The organism is Variovorax sp. GW821-FHT06D12 (genome assembly GCF_059419205.1).
The window spans coordinates 204,405-220,361 of sequence record NZ_JBWKRI010000008.1 but is presented as its reverse complement, the minus strand read 5'-3'; the positions used below and the strand labels follow the sequence as shown (position 1 = coordinate 220,361).

General features: G+C 67.0%; 15 protein-coding genes. 5 read left to right on the top strand and 10 right to left on the bottom strand.

The window, feature by feature from the left end; all coding sequences use genetic code 11:
* Nucleotides 1-40 precede the first annotated feature (40 nt).
* The 8 genes from AC07SQ_RS24115 to urtA form a co-directional block, all read right to left on the bottom strand.
* Nucleotides 41-391: an alpha/beta hydrolase gene (locus tag AC07SQ_RS24115; RefSeq protein WP_319360766.1), complete on the bottom strand. Its 351-nt coding sequence runs from the start codon at nucleotides 389-391 to the stop codon at nucleotides 41-43.
* 231 nt (nucleotides 392-622) lie between these two features.
* The gene (locus tag AC07SQ_RS24110; protein WP_495271520.1) at nucleotides 623-967 is read right to left on the bottom strand and encodes a zinc ribbon domain-containing protein; all 345 of its coding nucleotides are present in this window, start codon (nucleotides 965-967) and stop codon (nucleotides 623-625) included.
* 4 nt (nucleotides 968-971) lie between these two features.
* Nucleotides 972-2,204: a formamidase gene (gene fmdA, locus AC07SQ_RS24105; protein WP_495271521.1), complete on the bottom strand. Its 1,233-nt coding sequence runs from the start codon at nucleotides 2,202-2,204 to the stop codon at nucleotides 972-974.
* 24 nt (nucleotides 2,205-2,228) lie between these two features.
* A complete protein-coding gene (gene urtE, locus AC07SQ_RS24100; protein WP_062478384.1) occupies nucleotides 2,229-2,918 on the bottom strand; it encodes an urea ABC transporter ATP-binding subunit UrtE in 690 nt (229 codons plus the stop codon).
* Between the two features lie 15 nt (nucleotides 2,919-2,933).
* Nucleotides 2,934-3,677 carry an urea ABC transporter ATP-binding protein UrtD gene (gene urtD / locus AC07SQ_RS24095; RefSeq protein WP_095744996.1) on the bottom strand — a complete coding sequence of 248 codons (744 nt, stop codon included), beginning with the start codon at nucleotides 3,675-3,677 and terminating at the stop codon, nucleotides 2,934-2,936.
* Between the two features lie 21 nt (nucleotides 3,678-3,698).
* Nucleotides 3,699-4,895, bottom strand: a complete 1,197-nt coding sequence (urtC, locus tag AC07SQ_RS24090) for an urea ABC transporter permease subunit UrtC (protein ID WP_495271522.1) — start codon at nucleotides 4,893-4,895, stop codon at nucleotides 3,699-3,701.
* Between the two features lie 28 nt (nucleotides 4,896-4,923).
* Nucleotides 4,924-5,838: an urea ABC transporter permease subunit UrtB gene (gene urtB / locus AC07SQ_RS24085; protein ID WP_495271523.1), complete on the bottom strand. Its 915-nt coding sequence runs from the start codon at nucleotides 5,836-5,838 to the stop codon at nucleotides 4,924-4,926.
* Between the two features lie 124 nt (nucleotides 5,839-5,962).
* Nucleotides 5,963-7,231, bottom strand: a complete 1,269-nt coding sequence (gene urtA / locus AC07SQ_RS24080) for an urea ABC transporter substrate-binding protein (protein ID WP_495271524.1) — start codon at nucleotides 7,229-7,231, stop codon at nucleotides 5,963-5,965.
* 242 nt (nucleotides 7,232-7,473) lie between these two features.
* Here urtA and AC07SQ_RS24075 point away from each other — a divergent pair, with 242 nt between their 5' ends.
* From AC07SQ_RS24075 to AC07SQ_RS24065, 3 genes are all read left to right on the top strand, one after another.
* Nucleotides 7,474-10,869, top strand: a complete 3,396-nt coding sequence (locus AC07SQ_RS24075; RefSeq protein WP_495271525.1) for a hybrid sensor histidine kinase/response regulator — start codon at nucleotides 7,474-7,476, stop codon at nucleotides 10,867-10,869.
* Nucleotides 10,841-11,734, top strand: coding sequence for a response regulator (locus tag AC07SQ_RS24070; RefSeq protein WP_447743601.1), 894 nt, complete (start codon nucleotides 10,841-10,843; stop codon nucleotides 11,732-11,734). The genes AC07SQ_RS24075 and AC07SQ_RS24070 overlap by 29 nt, the downstream gene beginning before the upstream one ends.
* A gap of 91 nt (nucleotides 11,735-11,825) precedes the next feature.
* Nucleotides 11,826-12,596 (top strand): TIGR04325 family methyltransferase, encoded by a 771-nt coding sequence (locus AC07SQ_RS24065; RefSeq protein ID WP_495271526.1) that lies wholly within the window; start codon nucleotides 11,826-11,828, stop codon nucleotides 12,594-12,596.
* A gap of 29 nt (nucleotides 12,597-12,625) precedes the next feature.
* On the opposite strand, the gene AC07SQ_RS24060 is transcribed toward AC07SQ_RS24065, so the two are convergent.
* Nucleotides 12,626-13,540, bottom strand: a complete 915-nt coding sequence (locus AC07SQ_RS24060; RefSeq protein ID WP_495271527.1) for an amino acid ABC transporter substrate-binding protein — start codon at nucleotides 13,538-13,540, stop codon at nucleotides 12,626-12,628.
* 10 nt (nucleotides 13,541-13,550) lie between these two features.
* Nucleotides 13,551-13,982: a VOC family protein gene (locus AC07SQ_RS24055; protein ID WP_495271528.1), complete on the bottom strand. Its 432-nt coding sequence runs from the start codon at nucleotides 13,980-13,982 to the stop codon at nucleotides 13,551-13,553.
* Nucleotides 13,983-14,091: 109 nt separating this feature from the next.
* Between AC07SQ_RS24055 and AC07SQ_RS24050 the strand changes: the two genes are divergently transcribed.
* Nucleotides 14,092-15,012 (top strand): LysR family transcriptional regulator, encoded by a 921-nt coding sequence (locus AC07SQ_RS24050; RefSeq protein ID WP_495271618.1) that lies wholly within the window; start codon nucleotides 14,092-14,094, stop codon nucleotides 15,010-15,012.
* 24 nt (nucleotides 15,013-15,036) lie between these two features.
* Nucleotides 15,037-15,933, top strand: coding sequence for an SPFH domain-containing protein (locus AC07SQ_RS24045; RefSeq protein WP_489057074.1), 897 nt, complete (start codon nucleotides 15,037-15,039; stop codon nucleotides 15,931-15,933).
* The last annotated feature ends 24 nt before the right edge of the window (nucleotides 15,934-15,957 follow it).

The following is a 15,957-nucleotide window of genomic DNA, read 5'->3' as shown; positions in this document are numbered from 1 at the left end:
GATCTTTCCTTGCAGCTCTCGAGGAGCTGCCGTCGACCAATTACAGGCCAGCCTGGCGCGTGAACGACACGCTGGGCTTCTTGTACGCAGCCGGCACTTCGTCGCGGTAGAACGCGCGGCGGTCGAGGCTGGCGAGCGGGTCGTGGGCCTTGGCGACGGCTTCAGCGCGGATCGTCGAGCGGTCGGCGGTCGAGGTGAAGGTCTGTGCGCCAGCGGTGGCGCCGTCGCTGTACTCGTTGCCGGCGCGGGCGGCGGCCACGGCTTGCGACGCGACTTCCGAACGCGAGAGCGTCGAGTTCACGGTGTGCACGCCGTCATAGGTTTCAGCGTGGGCACCGGCAGCAGCCAAGAGCGAGAGGGCAACGGCGGCGAGGGTCTTCGAGGCATTCATTTCAATCTCCTTCAGGTGGTGTGTCGATGGAATGAAGTTTGAACCTGAAGCGCCCAAAAAAACGGCAGCAAAAGGAATCGCGGCGTTCACGGGATTGAAACAATCGCGCGTCGCTCGCGCATGCGATGCGGCGGCCGGAACCCTGCCCTCCAGAGGGAACGCACGAGAAAGTTCTCGTCATCGGCATTCTTTGCATGCGCCTGATGCATGCAAGGAATGCACGCCGCCCCCTCAGTGCGAGATCATCCAGGGCCGCCGCGACGGGGCCGATTTCGCGCCGTTCGGCGCGGTCTGCGTGGCACTGCGCCGCGACGATCCCGCGCAGCAACCGCAGCCCGAGGGATGCCGCAGCCGCGCATAGTCGCGCGAGCTCGAAGGCTCATGGCGTGCGCGTTCATTGGTCGCCATCGCGTGCCGCGTATCGGCGGCCATCAGCGCCAGGCGCGGCGCGGCCGTGAACACGCGCGGCGAAGCCGTGCCGCAATCGGGGCAGGCGGCGGGCTCGTCGCGCTGGCCCGAAGGCCGCAGCGATTCGAAGCCGCCGCACTTCCCGCAGGCGTAGTCGTAGGTCGGCATGGCGTCAACGCAGGTCGTGCGACAGCGGCATGTCGATGCTGCCGTCGATGAACTTCACCGGCCCCGACGCGTTCGGGTTGATGTCGAAGTCGAAGATGCCCGTGGGCAGCCACAGCGTGGCGCACGAGTTGGGCACGTCGACCACGCCGCTGATGTGGCCCTGCACCGGCGCCGTGCCCAGGATCGAATAGGCCTGCGCGCCCGAATAGCCGAACTTCTTCAGGTACTCGATGGCGTTCAGGCAGGCCTGGCGGTAGGCCACGTTCACGTCCAGGTAATGCTGCTTGCCGCTCTCGTCGACCGAGATGCCTTCGAAGATCAGGTAGTCGTTGTACTGCGGCGTGATCGGGCTGGGCTTGAAGATCGGGTTCTTGATGCCGTACTTGGCCATGCCGCCCTTGATGAGCGTGACCTTCATGTGCACCCAGCCGGCCATCTCGATGGCGCCGCAGAAGGTGATCTCGCCGTCGCCCTGGCTGAAGTGCAGGTCGCCCACGCTCAGGCCCGCGCCGTCGACATACACGGGGAAGAACACCTTCGAGCCACGCGACAGGTCCTTGATGTCGCAGTTGCCGCCGTGCTCGCGCGGCGGCACGGTGCGCGCGCCCTCGGCGGCGGCCTTCGCCCTCGCCTCGCCCGTCATCCTGCCCATGTGGGCGGTGCCGGCGAACGGCGGGTTGGCCAGGCCGGGCACGCGGTCCGGGTCGGTGGCGATGAGCTTGCCTTCGCGCTCGTTCCACATGTCGAGCATGGGCTTGTCGGGCAGGCAGCCGATGAGGCCCGGATGGATCAGGCCCGCGAAGTTCACGCCCGGAATGTGGCGCGAGCTGGTGAACATGCCCTTGAAGTCCCAGATCGATTTCTGCGCTTCGGGAAAGTGATCGGTCAAAAAGCCGCCGCCATTCTTCTTCGAGAAGAAGCCGTTGAAGCCCCACAGGCTGTCCTGCTTGGCGCCGATGTCGAGCAGGTCGACCACCAGCAGGTCGCCGGGCTCGGCACCCTTCACGCCCACCGGGCCCGAGAGGTAGTGCACCGTGCTCAGGTCGATGTCGCGCACGTCGTCGGCGCTGTCGTTGTTCTTGATGAAGCCGCCGGTCCAGTCGAAGGTCTCGAGGATGAAGTCGTCGCCCGGGTTGACCCAGCAGGCCATCGGAATGTCCGGATGCCAGCGGTTGTGGATGTTCTCGTTCTCCGTGGGCGGCTTGGTCAGGTCGACCTTGATCAGCGTGTCCGTCATGTGCAGTGGCTCCTGGGGTTGTGGTTAGACAGAGAGATAGGCTTTGATGTGTTCCACATCGGTCTTGTCGCGCGCGGTCTCGTGCACGAGGCGGCCGCCTTCGATGACGAACAGCCGGTCGGCCACGTCCATCGCGAAGCTCAGCACCTGCTCGGACACGACGATGGTGATGCCGCGCAGCTTGCGGATCTCGTTGAGCGCCTTGGCGATGTCCTTGATGATCGAAGGCTGGATGCCCTCGGTGGGCTCGTCGAGCAGCAGCACCTTGGGGTCGGTGACGAGCGCGCGCGCAATGGCGAGCTGCTGCTGCTGGCCGCCGGAGAGGTTGCCGCCCTTGCGGCTCTTCATGTCCCACAGCACGGGGAAGAGCGCGTAGATTTCTTCGGGGATGCGGCGGGTCTTCGAGTTCTCCAGGCCGGTCTGGATGTTCTCTTCCACGGTCAGCGTCGGGAAGATCATGCGGCCCTGCGGCACGTACGCGATGCCCTTGGCCACGCGGCGAAAGCTCTCGTCGCGCGACACGTCCTGCCCCGCCACTTCGATGCGCCCGCTCTTGATCGGCAGCACGCCCATGAGGCTCTTGAACAGCGTGGTCTTGCCCATGCCGTTGCGGCCCATGATGGCGATGGTTTCGTTGGCATGGCCCACGAACGAGATGCCGTGCAGCGCCTCGCTCTGGCCGTAGGCGGTGTGCAGGTCGTCGACCTTCAGCATGATGGTGCTCATGGTTCAGTGGCCCAGGTAGACGTCGATGACCTTCGGGTCCGCCTGCACCTTCTCCATCGGCCCTTCGGCGAGGATCTTTCCCTGGTGCATCACGGTGACCTTGTGCGCGATCTGCTTCACGAAGGCCATGTCGTGCTCGATGACGATCACGGCGCGGTTGCGGCAGATGCGCTGCAGCAGGTCGGCCGTGAGCTCGCGTTCGCGCGCACTCATGCCGGCAATGGGCTCGTCGAGCATCAGGAGCTCGGGCTCCTGCATCAGCAGCATGCCGATCTCCAGCCACTGCTTCTGGCCGTGGCTCAGGAGGCCCGCTTCGGTGCCGAGCTTGTCGGCCAGGCCGATCTCCGTGGCGATGGCCTGCACCTTGCCCTTGACCTCGTCGTCGCACTGGAAGGCCAGCGCGCCGAACACCGAGCGCCCCTTCGGAAAGGACACCTCCAGGTTCTGGAACACGCTGAGGTTCTCGTAGATCGACGGCGTCTGGAACTTGCGCCCGATGCCCAGCCGCACGCGCTTGTGCTCGGCCATCTTCGTGAGCTCGGTGTTCTTGAACTTGATGCTGCCGGCGCTGGCGCGCGTCTTGCCGCAGATCAGGTCCAGCAGCGTGGTCTTGCCGGCGCCGTTGGGGCCGATGATCACGCGCAGCTCGTTCCTGTCGATGTACAGCGTCAGGTCGTCGATGGCCTTGAAGCCGTCGAAGGAGACGCTGAGGTCTTCCACGGCGAGGGCGAAGTCGGTGTTGCTCATGGGGTGGGACTCCGGGTTCGGTCAAGCGCGCTGGCGGCCGATGCCTTCGGGCAGCACGGCCTCGGCCTGCGGCGCAGCGACGGGTGAAGGGGCCGACACGGCGGCGGGCGGTGGCTTCGTCGCGGCGTCGCGCAGGGCCTGGCGGCGCGAGGCCCACCACGGCTTGATCGTGTCTTCCCACAGACCCGCCAGGCCCATCGGGAAGGCCATGGTCACGCCGATGAAGAGCGCGGCCATCAGGAACAGCCACAGGTCGGGAAAGCTCTCGGAGAACAGCGTCTTGCCCGCGTTCACCAGCAGCGCGCCGTACACCGCGCCCACCAGGCTCATGCGGCCGCCGACGGCGCAGAAGATCACCATCTCGATCGAGGGCACGATGCCCACGAAGCTCGGCGACATGAAGCCCACCTGCAGCGCGAACATCGCGCCGCCGATGCCCGAGAGCCCGGCCGCCAGGCAGAAGGTGAAGACCTTGAAGTTCGACACGTCGTAGCCCGAGAAGCGCACGCGGTCTTCCTTGTCGCGCATGGCCAGCAGCAGCGTGCCCAGCTTGCTCGTCTGCACCCAGCGGCACAGCACGATGCTGGCCACCAGCAGGCCCACGCAGACGTAGTAGAGGATGTACTTGGCGCTGTCGGTGCGGGTGTCCCAGCCCAGCAGCGTCTTCAGGTCGGTCATGCCGTTCACGCCGCCCGTGTAGCCCTGCTGGCCGATGATGAGCACGGTGCAGATCAGCGCCACCGCCTGCGTGATGATCGCGAAGTACACGCCGCCCACGCGGCGCTTGAACATCGCGAAGCTGATGAGCCAGGCCAGCGCCATCGGTGCCAGCACCACCAGCGCCAGACTCAGCGGCAGGCTCTTGAACGGCAGCCACAGCGCGGGCAGCTCGGTGATCTGGTTCCAGTCCATGAAGTCCGGAATGCCGGGCGTCGACTGGATCTTGGTGGTGATCGGGTCGGAGGCTTCGAGCTTCAGGAACATCGCCATCGCGTAGCCGCCGATGCCGAAGAACACGCCCTGCCCCAGGCTCAGCACGCCGCCGTAGCCCCACACCATGACGAGGCCCACGGCCACGAAGGCGTAGCTGAGGTACTTGCCCACGAGGTTGAGGCGGAAGATGTCGAGCGACAGCGGCAGCACCACCGCGAGCAGCAGCACCAGCAGCAGGAGGCTGCCGAGCTGGTAGCGCCGGATCGAGGCCTTGAGGAAATTCATCGGGAGGTTCTCCGGGAAGGATTCGGGTTCAGCGACGGACCTTGACTGCGAAAAGTCCCTGCGGTCGCATCATGAGAATCAGCACGATCAGCGACAGCGTCAGCACCTTGGCCATCGAGCCGGTCATGAAGAACTCCGAGATCGACTGGGTCTGCGCAATGCCGAAGGCCGAGACCACCGTTCCCAGCAAGCTGGCCGCGCCGCCGAAAGTGACGACCAGGAAGGCGTCGACGATGTACAGCGACCCCGAGGTCGGCCCGGTCGAGCCGATGGTGGTGAAGGCCGCGCCCGCCACGCCCGCAATGCCGCAGCCGATGGCGAAGGTGAGGCGGTCGGTCTTCTTCGTGTCGATGCCGGTGGCGTTGGCCATCGTGCGGTTGGCCACGGTGGCGCGCACCCGCAGGCCCCAGCGGCTCTTGTGCAAGGCGATGAGCACGCCGCCCGTGACCAGCGCGGTGAGCGCCAGCACGAACAGGCCGTTGATCGGAATGTCCAGGCCTTCATGCGGCGTCCACGAGCCCATGAGCCACTCGGGCAGCGTGGGGCTCACTTCCTTCGGGCCGATGAAGGTGCGAAAGATCTGCTGCAGGCCCAGGCTCACGCCCCAGGTGGCGAGCAGCGTGTCGAGTGGCCGCTTGTACAGGTGGCGGATCAGCGCCCATTCCACGAGCCAGCCCGCGATGAAGGCGAACACGAAGGCCAGCCCGATCGCGATCGGGAAGTAGTACGGCATGAGCGAGGGCGCCATGCGCTCGGTCACCTGCGCGACCAGGAAGATCGAGTAGGCGCCGATGGTCATGAACTCGCCATGCGCCATGTTGATCACGCCCATCTGCCCGAAGATGATCGCGAGCCCGAGGCCCATGAGCAGCAGCACCGCGAAGAGGCTCAGCCCCGCGAAGCCCTGCATCAGGCCGATGTTCATCATGTCCGAGAGGCTCATTGCGCAATATCCGGTAAGGGTCAGGGAACAAGTCGTGAGACACCGCGGAACCGGCTTTGCCGGGCCGCTGGTGTCGCCCCCTTGAGGGGGAGGCGGCTACACGAAGTGAGCCGTTTCGGGGGAGTTACTGATACCCCTTGGGGAACGGATCGGGCTTGATCAGTTCGCCCGATTCGGCAACGACCTTGAAGCTGCCATCCAGCTGCCCTTGCCCGATGCGCGCCTTGCTCCACAGGTGGTGGTTGGCGTCGAGCTTCACGTAGCCCTCCGGCGCGGTCTTCAGCTCGATGCCCGGCGACGCCGCCACCACCTTGTCGATGTCGAAGCTGCCCGCCTTCTCCACCGCCGCCTTCCACAGCCACGGGCCGAGGTAGCCCGCCTGCGTCACGTCGCCGATCACCGCGTCCTTGCCGTACTTGGCCTTGAAGGCGGCCACGAACTTCTTGTTGTTCTCGTTGTCCAGCGTCTGGAAGTACTTCATCGACGAATAGAAGCCCGCGAAGTTCTCGCCGCCCACGCCGGTCATCTCGTCTTCGGTCACGGCCAGCGTCAGCAGGAACTGCTTGTCGCCCGTGATGCCCGCGGCCTTGAGCTGCTTGTAGAAGGCTACGTTCGAGCCGCCCACCACCCCCGCGAAGATGCAGTCGGGCTTGGCCACCTTGATCTTGTTGATCAGCGAGTTGAAGTTGGTATGGCCCAGCGGGTAGTACTCCTCGCCCTTGACCGAACCCTTCTGGAAGTTCTCGATGTGCTTGCGCGCGATCTTCATGGAGGTGCGCGGCCAGATGTAGTCGGAGCCGACCAGGAAGAAGGTCTTGGCCTTCTTCTCCTTCGCGCCCCAGTCGAGGCCCCAGATGATCTGCTGCGTGGCCTCTTGCCCCGTGTAGATCACGTTCTTGCTCTGCTCCAGGCCTTCGTAGAAGGTCGGGTAGTACAGCAGGCCGTTCTCTTTCTCGAACACCGGCAGCACGGCCTTGCGCGAGGCGCTGGTCCAGCAGCCGAACACGGCGGCGACCTTGTCGTTGACCAGCAGCTTCTTCGACTTCTCGGCGAAGGTCGGCCAGTCGGAGGCGCCGTCTTCCTTGATGACCTTGATCTTGCGGCCCAGGATGCCGCCCATCGCGTTGATCTGGTCGATGGCCAGTTGCTCGGCCTGGATGGAGCCGGTCTCCGAGATGGCCATGGTGCCGGTGGACGAATGCAGCTGGCCCACCGTGACTTCGGTGTCGGTCACCGCGAGCTTGGTGGTGTTGACCTTGGCCGTGGGGAACTGCCCCTGGCCGAAGCTCAGGCCGCTCAGGCCCATCACGGGCAGCGCGGCGGCGCCCTGCAACAGGCGACGGCGGCGCAGTGCCATGGCATCGAGAGAGGAAGGGTCGGAATCACGCGACATCAGGAACTCCAGGCAGGTTGAAAGAAGGGAGAGCCGCGCACCATCGCAGTGCATCGGACGGTGCCGCTAGCACCATGGCTGGTACTTTAGAAATCACTTGCCTCTGCGCGAATACGTCATTCAACGTAGCGGCGGTGCCCCGCCCCACCCGCAGACTCCCGAGCCAGACAACGCAGGAGACAGCAGGGAGCGCTTCTTGCTGTACCTGACGCATGCCACAGCCGCCGCCGCGAGAACCCGCCATGACATCCGTCTCCGGACAGAAGATCTTTCGCATCCGCCGCGACTACAACGCCTGGGTCGCGAACGAGACGCTGGAGGACTACGCGCTGCGCTACACGCCGCGCAGCTTTCGCAAGTGGTCGGAGTTCCGCGTGGCCAACGCGGCCTTCGGCGCCACCTCGTTCCTGGCACTGGAGGCCATCGGCGGCGCGATCGCGCTGAGCTACGGTTTCTCGAACGCGCTGTGGGCCATCCTGGTGGTGGGGCTCATCACCTTCCTGACCGGCCTGCCCATCTCGTATTACGCCGCGCGCCATGGCGTCGACATGGACCTGCTCACGCGCGGCGCGGGCTTCGGCTACCTGGGCTCCACGCTCACCTCGCTGATCTACGCGAGCTTCACCTTCATCTTCTTTGCGCTCGAAGCGGCCATCCTCGCGCTGGCGCTGCAGATGTACCTGGACTGGCCGCTGTGGCTGCTGTACCTGGTGTCGTCGATCGTGATCATTCCGCTGGTGGCGCGCGGCATCACGCTGATCTCGGGGCTGCAGCTGTGGACGCAGCCGATCTGGATCGTGCTGTTCGTCTGCCCCTTCATCGCGGTGATGGTGAAGAAGCCCGAGCTGTATGCCGACTTCACCGGCCTCGTGGGCCGCACCTCGGACAGCAGCGGCTTCGATCCGCTGATGTTCGGCGCGGCGGCCACGGTGGCCTTCTCGCTCGTGGTGCAGATCGGCGAACAGGTCGACTACCTGCGCTTTTTGCCCGAGAAGACCGCCGCCAACCGCGGGCGCTGGTGGACGGCAGTGCTGGTCGCCGGGCCAGGCTGGATCGTGCCGGGCATGCTGAAGATGATGGGAGGCGCGTTCCTCGCCTTCCTGGCGCTGCAGCACGAGATACCGGCCAACCACGCGATCGAGCCGACGCAGATGTACCTCACGGGCTTCTCGTACGTGCTGCGCGACCCGGCCTGGGTGCTGGGCATCACGGTGCTGTTCGTGGTGGTCTCGCAGATGAAGATCAACCTGACCAACGCCTATGCGGGGTCGCTGGCGTGGTCGAACTTCTTCGCGCGGCTCACGCACAGCCACCCGGGGCGCGTGGTGTGGCTGGTGTTCAACGTGGCCATCGCGATTTTGCTGATGGCGCTGGGCGTGTTCGCCGCGCTGGAGCACGTGCTGGGCTTCTACAGCAACATCGCCATCGCCTGGGTCGGCGCGCTGGTGGCCGACCTGGTCATCAACAAGCCGCTGGGCTGGAGCCCGAAGACCATCGAGTTCAAGCGCGCGCACCTGTACGACATCAACCCCGTGGGCCTGGTCGCGATGCTGGTGGCGGCGGCACTGGCGATGCTGGCCTACTCGGGCGCGCTGGGCCAGTGGGCGCGGGCCTTCTCGCCCTTCATCGCGCTGGCCACGGCCATGGCCGTGTCGCCGCTGCTCGCATGGCAGACGCGCGGGCGCTACTACCTGGCGCGCACCGACATCGACCGCTGGACGCCGGGCCAGAGCGTGAAGTGCTCGGTATGCGACAACAGCTTCGAGTCGGAAGACATGGCGCACTGCCCGGCCTACAGCGCGCCGATCTGCTCGCTGTGCTGCACGCTCGAGTCGCGCTGCCACGACCGCTGCAAGACCGACTCGCGCGCGGCCGAGCAGATGAGCGGCTGGCTGCAGGCGCTGCTGCCGCCCGCGCTGTCGGCACGGCTCAACTTCCGCGTGGCGCACTACCTGCTGGTCGCCACCTCGCTCATCGCGCTGCTGGCCACGGTGGTGGGCGTGGTCTACGCGCAGGAGGCCATCGCGGGCACCATCGATTCGGCGATGGCGACGGCCTTTTTGAAAGTGTTCGCGCTGCTCTCGGTGGTCGCCGCCGTGGCCGCGTGGTGGGTGGTGCTGGGCAGCGAGAGCCGGCAGATGGCGCAGGAAGAATCGAACCGCCACAACAACCTGCTGGCCCTGGAGATCGAAGCGCACCGCCGCACCGATGCCGCGCTGCAGACCGCCAAGGAAGCCGCCGAAGCCGCCAACCAGGCCAAGACGCGCTACGTGGCCGGCATGACGCACGAGCTGCGCACGCCGCTCAACAGCATCCTGGGCTACTCGCAGATCCTGCTCAAGGGCGGCGACTCGGCCCTGCCGCCGCGCGAGGCGGTGCAGACCATCCACCGCAGCGGCGAGCACATGCTGGGCCTCATCGACGGCCTGCTCGACCTCGCGCGCATCGAGGCCGGCCGGCTGCAGCTGGAGCCCTCGCCGCTGGCGCTGCCGGCCTTTCTCGACCAGGTGGTGCAGATGGTGCGACCGCAGGCCGAGGCCAAGGGCCTGGCGTTCGTCTACACGCACGCGGGCCGGCTGCCGCCGTGGGTGCATGCCGACGTGAAGTGGCTGCGCCAGATCCTCATCAACCTGCTGACCAACGCCGTGCGCTTCACCGACAGCGGCACCGTCACGCTGCATGTGGACGCGCGGCGCGAGGTGCTGCGCTTCGACGTGGTCGACACCGGCATCGGCGTGGCGCCGCAGGACCGCCAGCGCATCTTCCTGCCCTTCGAGCGCGGCGCCGCGGGCCGCCGGCGCGGCGAGCCGGGCACGGGGCTGGGCCTGACGATCACCGGGCTGCTCACCTCGCTCATGGGCGGCGAGCTCAAGCTGGCGTCGACCTCGTCGGCGGGCAGCACCTTCAGCGTGCGCGTGTACCTGCGTGAGGTGGCTGACCCCGGCCCGCAGGCGGGCTCGCGCGAACCGGTGTCGGGCTACCTGGGCGAGCGCCGCACGCTGCTGGTGGTGGACGACCAGCCGGTGCAGCGCCAGATGCTCGCCGGCATGCTCGCGCCGCTGGGCTTCACGGTGCGCGAGGCGGCCAGCGGCACCGAGTGCCTGGACAGCCTGCGCGAAGAGCTGCCCTCGGCCATCCTGCTGGACCTGACGATGGACGACATGGACGGCTGGCAGACCGCGCGCTCGGTGCGGGCCTCGGGCTTTGCCGAACTGCCGATCATCATCGTCTCGGCCAACATGTTCGAGAACCAGGCCGACCGGCTGCGCGCCGCGGGCTGCCAGGCCTTCGTGGGCAAGCCGGTGATCGAGTCGGAACTCATCGCCACGCTGGAACGGCACCTGGGCCTCGAATGGCTGGCGACCGGCGATGCGATGCCGCCGCCCGCCGACCCCGACCTCGCGCCGCCGCGCCCGCCCCTGCTCGCGCTCGGCGAAGACGACCGCGCCGACCTCATGCGCCTGGTGCAGATGGGCCATGTGCGCGGCCTGCACACCGCGCTCGACCGGCTGGCCGCGGCCTCGCCCGCGGCGGCGGCCACCTGCACCTGGCTGCGCGGCATGGTCGCGCGCTTCGAACTCGACAACCTCCGCAACGCACTGGCAGAAGATGCAGACACTCCCCTTGCCCGGTCATGAATCCGAACGCCCCGTCGTGCTGGTGGTGGACGACGCCCCCAGCAGCCTGGGCATGCTGTGCGACACGCTCGAGGCCAGCGGCTACACCGTGCTGGTGGCGGCCGACGGCGAGGCCGCGCTGCAGCGGCTCGAGCTGGTGGTGCCCGACGCGATCCTGCTCGACGGCCTGATGCCCGGCCTCTCGGGCTTCGAGACCTGCCGGCGCATCAAGGCCAACGCGGCGCTGGCGCACATTCCGGTGCTGTTCATGACGGGCCTGTCGGAAACCGCGCACGTGGTCGAGGGCTTCGAGTGCGGCGGCGTCGACTACGTGGTGAAGCCGATCCGCGCGCAGGAGGTGCTGGCGCGCCTGCACACGCACACGCGCAACGCCCGCATCACGCGCATGGCGCGCGACGCGGTCGACGTGGCGGGCATGGGCGTGGTGTTCGTCGACACGCGCGGGCGCATCGCCTGGCGCTCGCCGCAGGCCGCGCTGTGGCTGCACGCGCTCGAAGACCCGGTGGCGCCGGGGCGCCTGCCCGCGTCGGTGGAGCCTGCGCTGGCGCCGGGTGCATCGATCGCCATCGGCACCGCCACGGGCATGCGCCTGTCGGTGCGCAACCTGGGCGCGGCGGCGCTCGGCGAGACGATGCTGCTGTTCGCCATCCAGCGCGAAGGCCCGGCCGCGCGCCTGGCCGACGCGGCCCTCACGCCGCGCGAGACCGAGGTGCTGTCCTGGCTCGCCAAGGGCAAGACCAACCGCGACATCGGCGAGATCCTGGGCACCAGCCCACGCACGGTGAACAAGCACCTGGAGCACATCTTCGAGAAGCTGGGGGTGGAGACCCGCGCGGCGGCTGCGGCACTGGCGAGCGGCATGTAAAGCCCCACGGGGTAACCGCCCCCGCGGCGCTGGGCTATCGCCCCAAAGGCGCCGGTTGCGCTCAGAATGGGCAGAGCCACAGGAGAGAGACATGCTTTCAAGCCTGCTGACCTTCCCGCCCCGCGAAAGCGCCTACCGGCGCAAGTTCCTGAACAACACGGACGAGAACCTCTTCATGGGGTCGTTCGAGAGCTTCGAGGCGGCCGAGGCCGGCGCGCCGCCCTCCAAGGCCATCGGCTACGCCAACGCCGACGCGGGCGAGCTCTACAGCCCGCAGATCTATTTCTACGACTATCCCGGCCTCTTCTGGCTGGGCCGCTCCATCGATGCGGGCCTGACGCGCGTGTTCGACCTGGGCGGGCACGTCGGCATCAAGTACTACGCCTTCCGGCGCGTGCTGAGCTACCCCGACACCCTGCGCTGGACGGTGTGCGACGTGCCCGGCGTGGTCGAGAGCGGCCGCGCGATGGCCGTCAAGCGCGAGGCGACCGCGCAGCTCGGCTTCACCACCGACTACCGCGACGCGAGCGGCTGCGACGTGCTGTACGTGTCGGGCAGCCTGCAGTACCTGCCGATGCGCATGGACGCGATTCTTTCCGCGCTCGCCGTGAAGCCCCGGCGCATCGTCATGAACACCACGGCCGTGCACCCCGAGCGCACGATCTACACGCTCAACAGCATCGGCGTGGCCGTGTGCGCCTACCGCATCCAGCACCACGACGAGCTGCTGGCCGACCTGGCACGCGCCGGCTACCGCAAGCGCGACGTGTGGCGCAACGAGGGCAAGCCGATCGAGGTGCCCTTCGTCGATGGCGGCGACAAGCCGTACTACGCGGGCTGCTGCTTCGACCTGATCGCCTGATTCGACCTCGTCGCCTTGCGGGTGCCGCCCTATCGCACCTCGTAGTCTTCCATCGGCTTGTCGCTGGGGTTGGCCCAGGCGGCCCTGGTCAGGGCACTGGCCGGCAGCCCCACCTTCGCGCCGTGCGGCGCAATGGGTTGCATGAACCACTTGTCGTAGAGCCGCGCGGCCTCCCCGCTCCTTGCCAACGCCAGGACGCTTTGATCGACCAGCTTCTTGAACGCGGCATCGCCCTTGGGAATCATGATCGCGATCGGCTCGACGCTGAGCACCTGGTCGAGCAGCCGGTACTGCGCGGGCTCCTTGCTCCTGGAAATCAAGGTGGCAAGGATCTGCCCGTCGGCGACGAAGCCCTCCGCGCGGCCCGATTCGAGCAGCAGGAACCCTTCGCTGTTGTCCTTGGCGTACACCTCCGCAATCTCCGGGGCGTTGTCGCGCTTGAGTTTTCTCAGCAGCTGGACGGAGGTGCTCCCCGTCGTGACGGCCACCGCCTTGCCGGCGAGCTGAGCCGCCGAAGCAACGCCGGATGTCGCCTTGACCGCGATGCGAACCCCTTCGACATAGAGCGTCGGAGCGAACGCGACGTCTTTCTGGCGCGCCGCATTGTTGGTCGTGGTGCCGCACTCGATGTCGACCGTTCCGTTCTGCACGAGCGGCATGCGGTTCTGCGGCGTGACGAGCTGGTACTTCACGTGAATCTTGCCGATCTGCAACGCCTTCCCGATGTCGGCAATGACACGTTCGCAGACCTCGACGTGAAAGCCCGTGTAGCTGCCGGGCCCCAGGGTGAAGGACATGGCGCCCGAGGCGTCGCGCACACCCATGGTGATGGCGCCGGACTCCCTGATCTTCTTCAGCACGTCGGTTTGGGCGGATGCACGCCCGGCGCTCAGCAAGAGCGCCGCGGCCGTTGCGGCCGCCAGAAGGCAGTGGGTTGTTTTCACGTCGGCGCTTTCAGACGGCGAACAGCGAATCCAGGTCCGCAAAGGACTTCAGCTCGATGGCGTTGCCCGACGGGTCGAGAAAGAACATCGTCGCCTGTTCGCCGGGCTCGCCCTTGAACCGGATGTAGGGCTCGATCACGAATGGCGTCTGGCGTGCGATGAGCTTGTCGGCCATCGCCTGCCACAGGTCCATCGGCAGCACGGCGCCGAAGTGGCGCACGGGCACGTCATGGCCGTCCACGGCGCTGTGCGTCTTGTGGCCGCATTCGTCGGGCGCCAGGTGCGCCACGATCTGGTGGCCGTGGAAGTTGAAGTCGACCCACTCGGTCGAACTGCGGCCTTCGGGACATTCGAGCAACTCGCCGTAGAAGGCGCGCGCCTCGGCGATGTCGCGCACGGGAAAGGCCAGGTGGAACGGGATGCGTGCAGTGGGGGTGCTCATGGGGTTCATCGATCAAGGAGTTCAGGGTGAGCAAACTCTAAGCAGCGAGCCACATAACCGAAAACGATATATTTCATCGCTGAGCACCACCCATTTCGATGAATCCCGAATGATCACCGAGCTTCGAACCTTCATCGCCGTGTGTCGCCACGGCACATTCGCCGCGGCAGGAGAGCGCATCGGCCTCACGCAATCGGCCGTCAGCAGCCAGATCAAGCGGCTCGAGGAATCCCTGGGGTTCCAGCTCTTCGATCGCACGGGCCGCTCTGCCACCTTGAATGCGGCGGGCGAGACCACGCTGGGACGGGCGGAAGAAATCTGCGGCCTCTACGCCAAGCTCGGCGAGCTGCCCGACGACGCTGCGAACGCCGGGCTGCTGCGCATCGGCGCCATCGCGTCCGCGCAGCCGACACTGGTGGCGCGGGCGCTCGAGAAACTGCGCGCCGGCTTCCCCCTGCTGCGCGTGCACATCTCGCCCGGCGTGTCGATGCGGCTGATGGACGACCTGGACGCCGGCAGCATCGATGCGGCCGTGATCATCCGGCCGCCTTTCGGCATTCTTCCCGAGCTGACGTGGCAGACCCTGGTGCGCGAGCCCTATGTGCTCATTGCCCCCGCGAGCGTGCCGGGCAGGAACTGGCGCACCCTGCTGCAGGAACAGCCGTTCCTGCGCTACGACCGCGCATCGTTCGGCGGGCGCATGGTCGAACGATTCCTCCAGCGCGAAGGCCTCGTGGTCAGCGACGCCATCGAGGTCGACGAAATCTCCGGGCTCATCCACCTGGCCTCCAAGGGCCTGGGCGTTGCGCTCGTGCCGTGGGTCGAGGCCCACCTGCCGCTGCCGCCGGGCGTGCGCATGCTGTCCCTCGGCGAGGCCACGTTCCATCGCGAGATCGGCCTCCTGCAGCGCAAGCCACGCGCCAGCCCGCCCCTCGTCGCGCAGTTTGCGCAGTGCCTGCGCGAGGCAGCCGAACCGGTGAAGGCGAGCCGAAAGAAATCCTTGACGACCTCCAAAAAGATATTAAAGTGATATCACTTTCAACAGGAGGCCTTCATGCACGAGCAGACCCCGTCCATCCCTCGCCCGGTCCGCAGGGAGCGGCCGTACCGGTCCGTCAACGGATACGGCATCGTCGCCGTGGCGCTGCTGATCCTTGCGGTCGGCGCCTGGGTTCTCGTGCGGCGGATGATGCCGCTGCCCCTGAGCATCTTGCTGATCGTCGTCGGCGTCTCGCTGCTGCCGGGCCTGTACATGCTCAAGCCCAACGAGGGCATCATCCTCACGCTCTTTGGCAAGTACCAGGGCACCGACCGCAGCGAGGGACTGCGCTGGACCAACCCGTTCCAGTCGGGCCAGAAAATTTCGCTGCGCGCGCGCAACCTCAACACGCCGCCGCTGAAGGTGAACGACAAGCGCGGCAACCCGGTGGAGATCGGCGCGGCCGTGGTCTGGCGCGTGCACGACACGGCGCAGGCCGTGTTCGAGATCGACGACTACAACAAGTTCGTCGCCATCCAGTCCGAAGCCGCCATCCGCCACCTGGCCACGCTCTACGCCTACGACAGCGGCGACGACCTGCAAAGCGACGAGGTCACGCTGCGCGCCGGCCTGGACGTGGTGGCCGACGCCCTCAAGGCCGAGCTGAACCAGCGCTTCGCCAGCGCCGGCGTCGAGGTGCTCGATGCCAAGCTCACCCACCTGGCCTATGCGCCCGAGATCGCCCAGGTGATGCTGCGGCGCCAGCAGGCGGTGGCCATCGTGAGCGCGCGGCACCAGATCGTGGCGGGCGCGGTGGGCATGGTCGAGGCCGCCCTCAAGGGCCTGTCGGAGCGCAACCTCGTTGTGCTCGACGACGAGCGCAAGGCCTCGATGGTGTCGAACCTGCTGGTGGTACTGTGCTCGGACCGCGAAACCCAGCCCGTGGTCAACACGGGCACGCTCTATACCTGATGCATCCACGGCACCTGTTCACCG

Excerpts from the sequence above, each read along its gene's own strand:
- AC07SQ_RS24115 (WP_319360766.1), bottom strand. The coding sequence starts at position 391 with ATGAATGCCTCGAAGACCCTCGCCGCCGTTGCCCTCTCGCTCTTGGCT.
- AC07SQ_RS24110 (WP_495271520.1), bottom strand. The coding sequence starts at position 967 with ATGCCGACCTACGACTACGCCTGCGGGAAGTGCGGCGGCTTCGAATCG.
- fmdA (WP_495271521.1), bottom strand. The coding sequence starts at position 2,204 with ATGACGGACACGCTGATCAAGGTCGACCTGACCAAGCCGCCCACGGAG.
- urtE (WP_062478384.1), bottom strand. The coding sequence starts at position 2,918 with ATGCTGAAGGTCGACGACCTGCACACCGCCTACGGCCAGAGCGAGGCG.
- urtD (WP_095744996.1), bottom strand. The coding sequence starts at position 3,677 with ATGAGCAACACCGACTTCGCCCTCGCCGTGGAAGACCTCAGCGTCTCC.
- urtC (WP_495271522.1), bottom strand. The coding sequence starts at position 4,895 with ATGAATTTCCTCAAGGCCTCGATCCGGCGCTACCAGCTCGGCAGCCTC.
- urtB (WP_495271523.1), bottom strand. The coding sequence starts at position 5,838 with ATGAGCCTCTCGGACATGATGAACATCGGCCTGATGCAGGGCTTCGCG.
- urtA (WP_495271524.1), bottom strand. The coding sequence starts at position 7,231 with ATGTCGCGTGATTCCGACCCTTCCTCTCTCGATGCCATGGCACTGCGC.
- AC07SQ_RS24075 (WP_495271525.1), top strand. The coding sequence starts at position 7,474 with ATGACATCCGTCTCCGGACAGAAGATCTTTCGCATCCGCCGCGACTAC.
- AC07SQ_RS24070 (WP_447743601.1), top strand. The coding sequence starts at position 10,841 with ATGCAGACACTCCCCTTGCCCGGTCATGAATCCGAACGCCCCGTCGTG.
- AC07SQ_RS24065 (WP_495271526.1), top strand. The coding sequence starts at position 11,826 with ATGCTTTCAAGCCTGCTGACCTTCCCGCCCCGCGAAAGCGCCTACCGG.
- AC07SQ_RS24055 (WP_495271528.1), bottom strand. The coding sequence starts at position 13,982 with ATGAGCACCCCCACTGCACGCATCCCGTTCCACCTGGCCTTTCCCGTG.
- AC07SQ_RS24050 (WP_495271618.1), top strand. The coding sequence starts at position 14,092 with ATGATCACCGAGCTTCGAACCTTCATCGCCGTGTGTCGCCACGGCACA.
- AC07SQ_RS24045 (WP_489057074.1), top strand. The coding sequence starts at position 15,037 with ATGCACGAGCAGACCCCGTCCATCCCTCGCCCGGTCCGCAGGGAGCGG.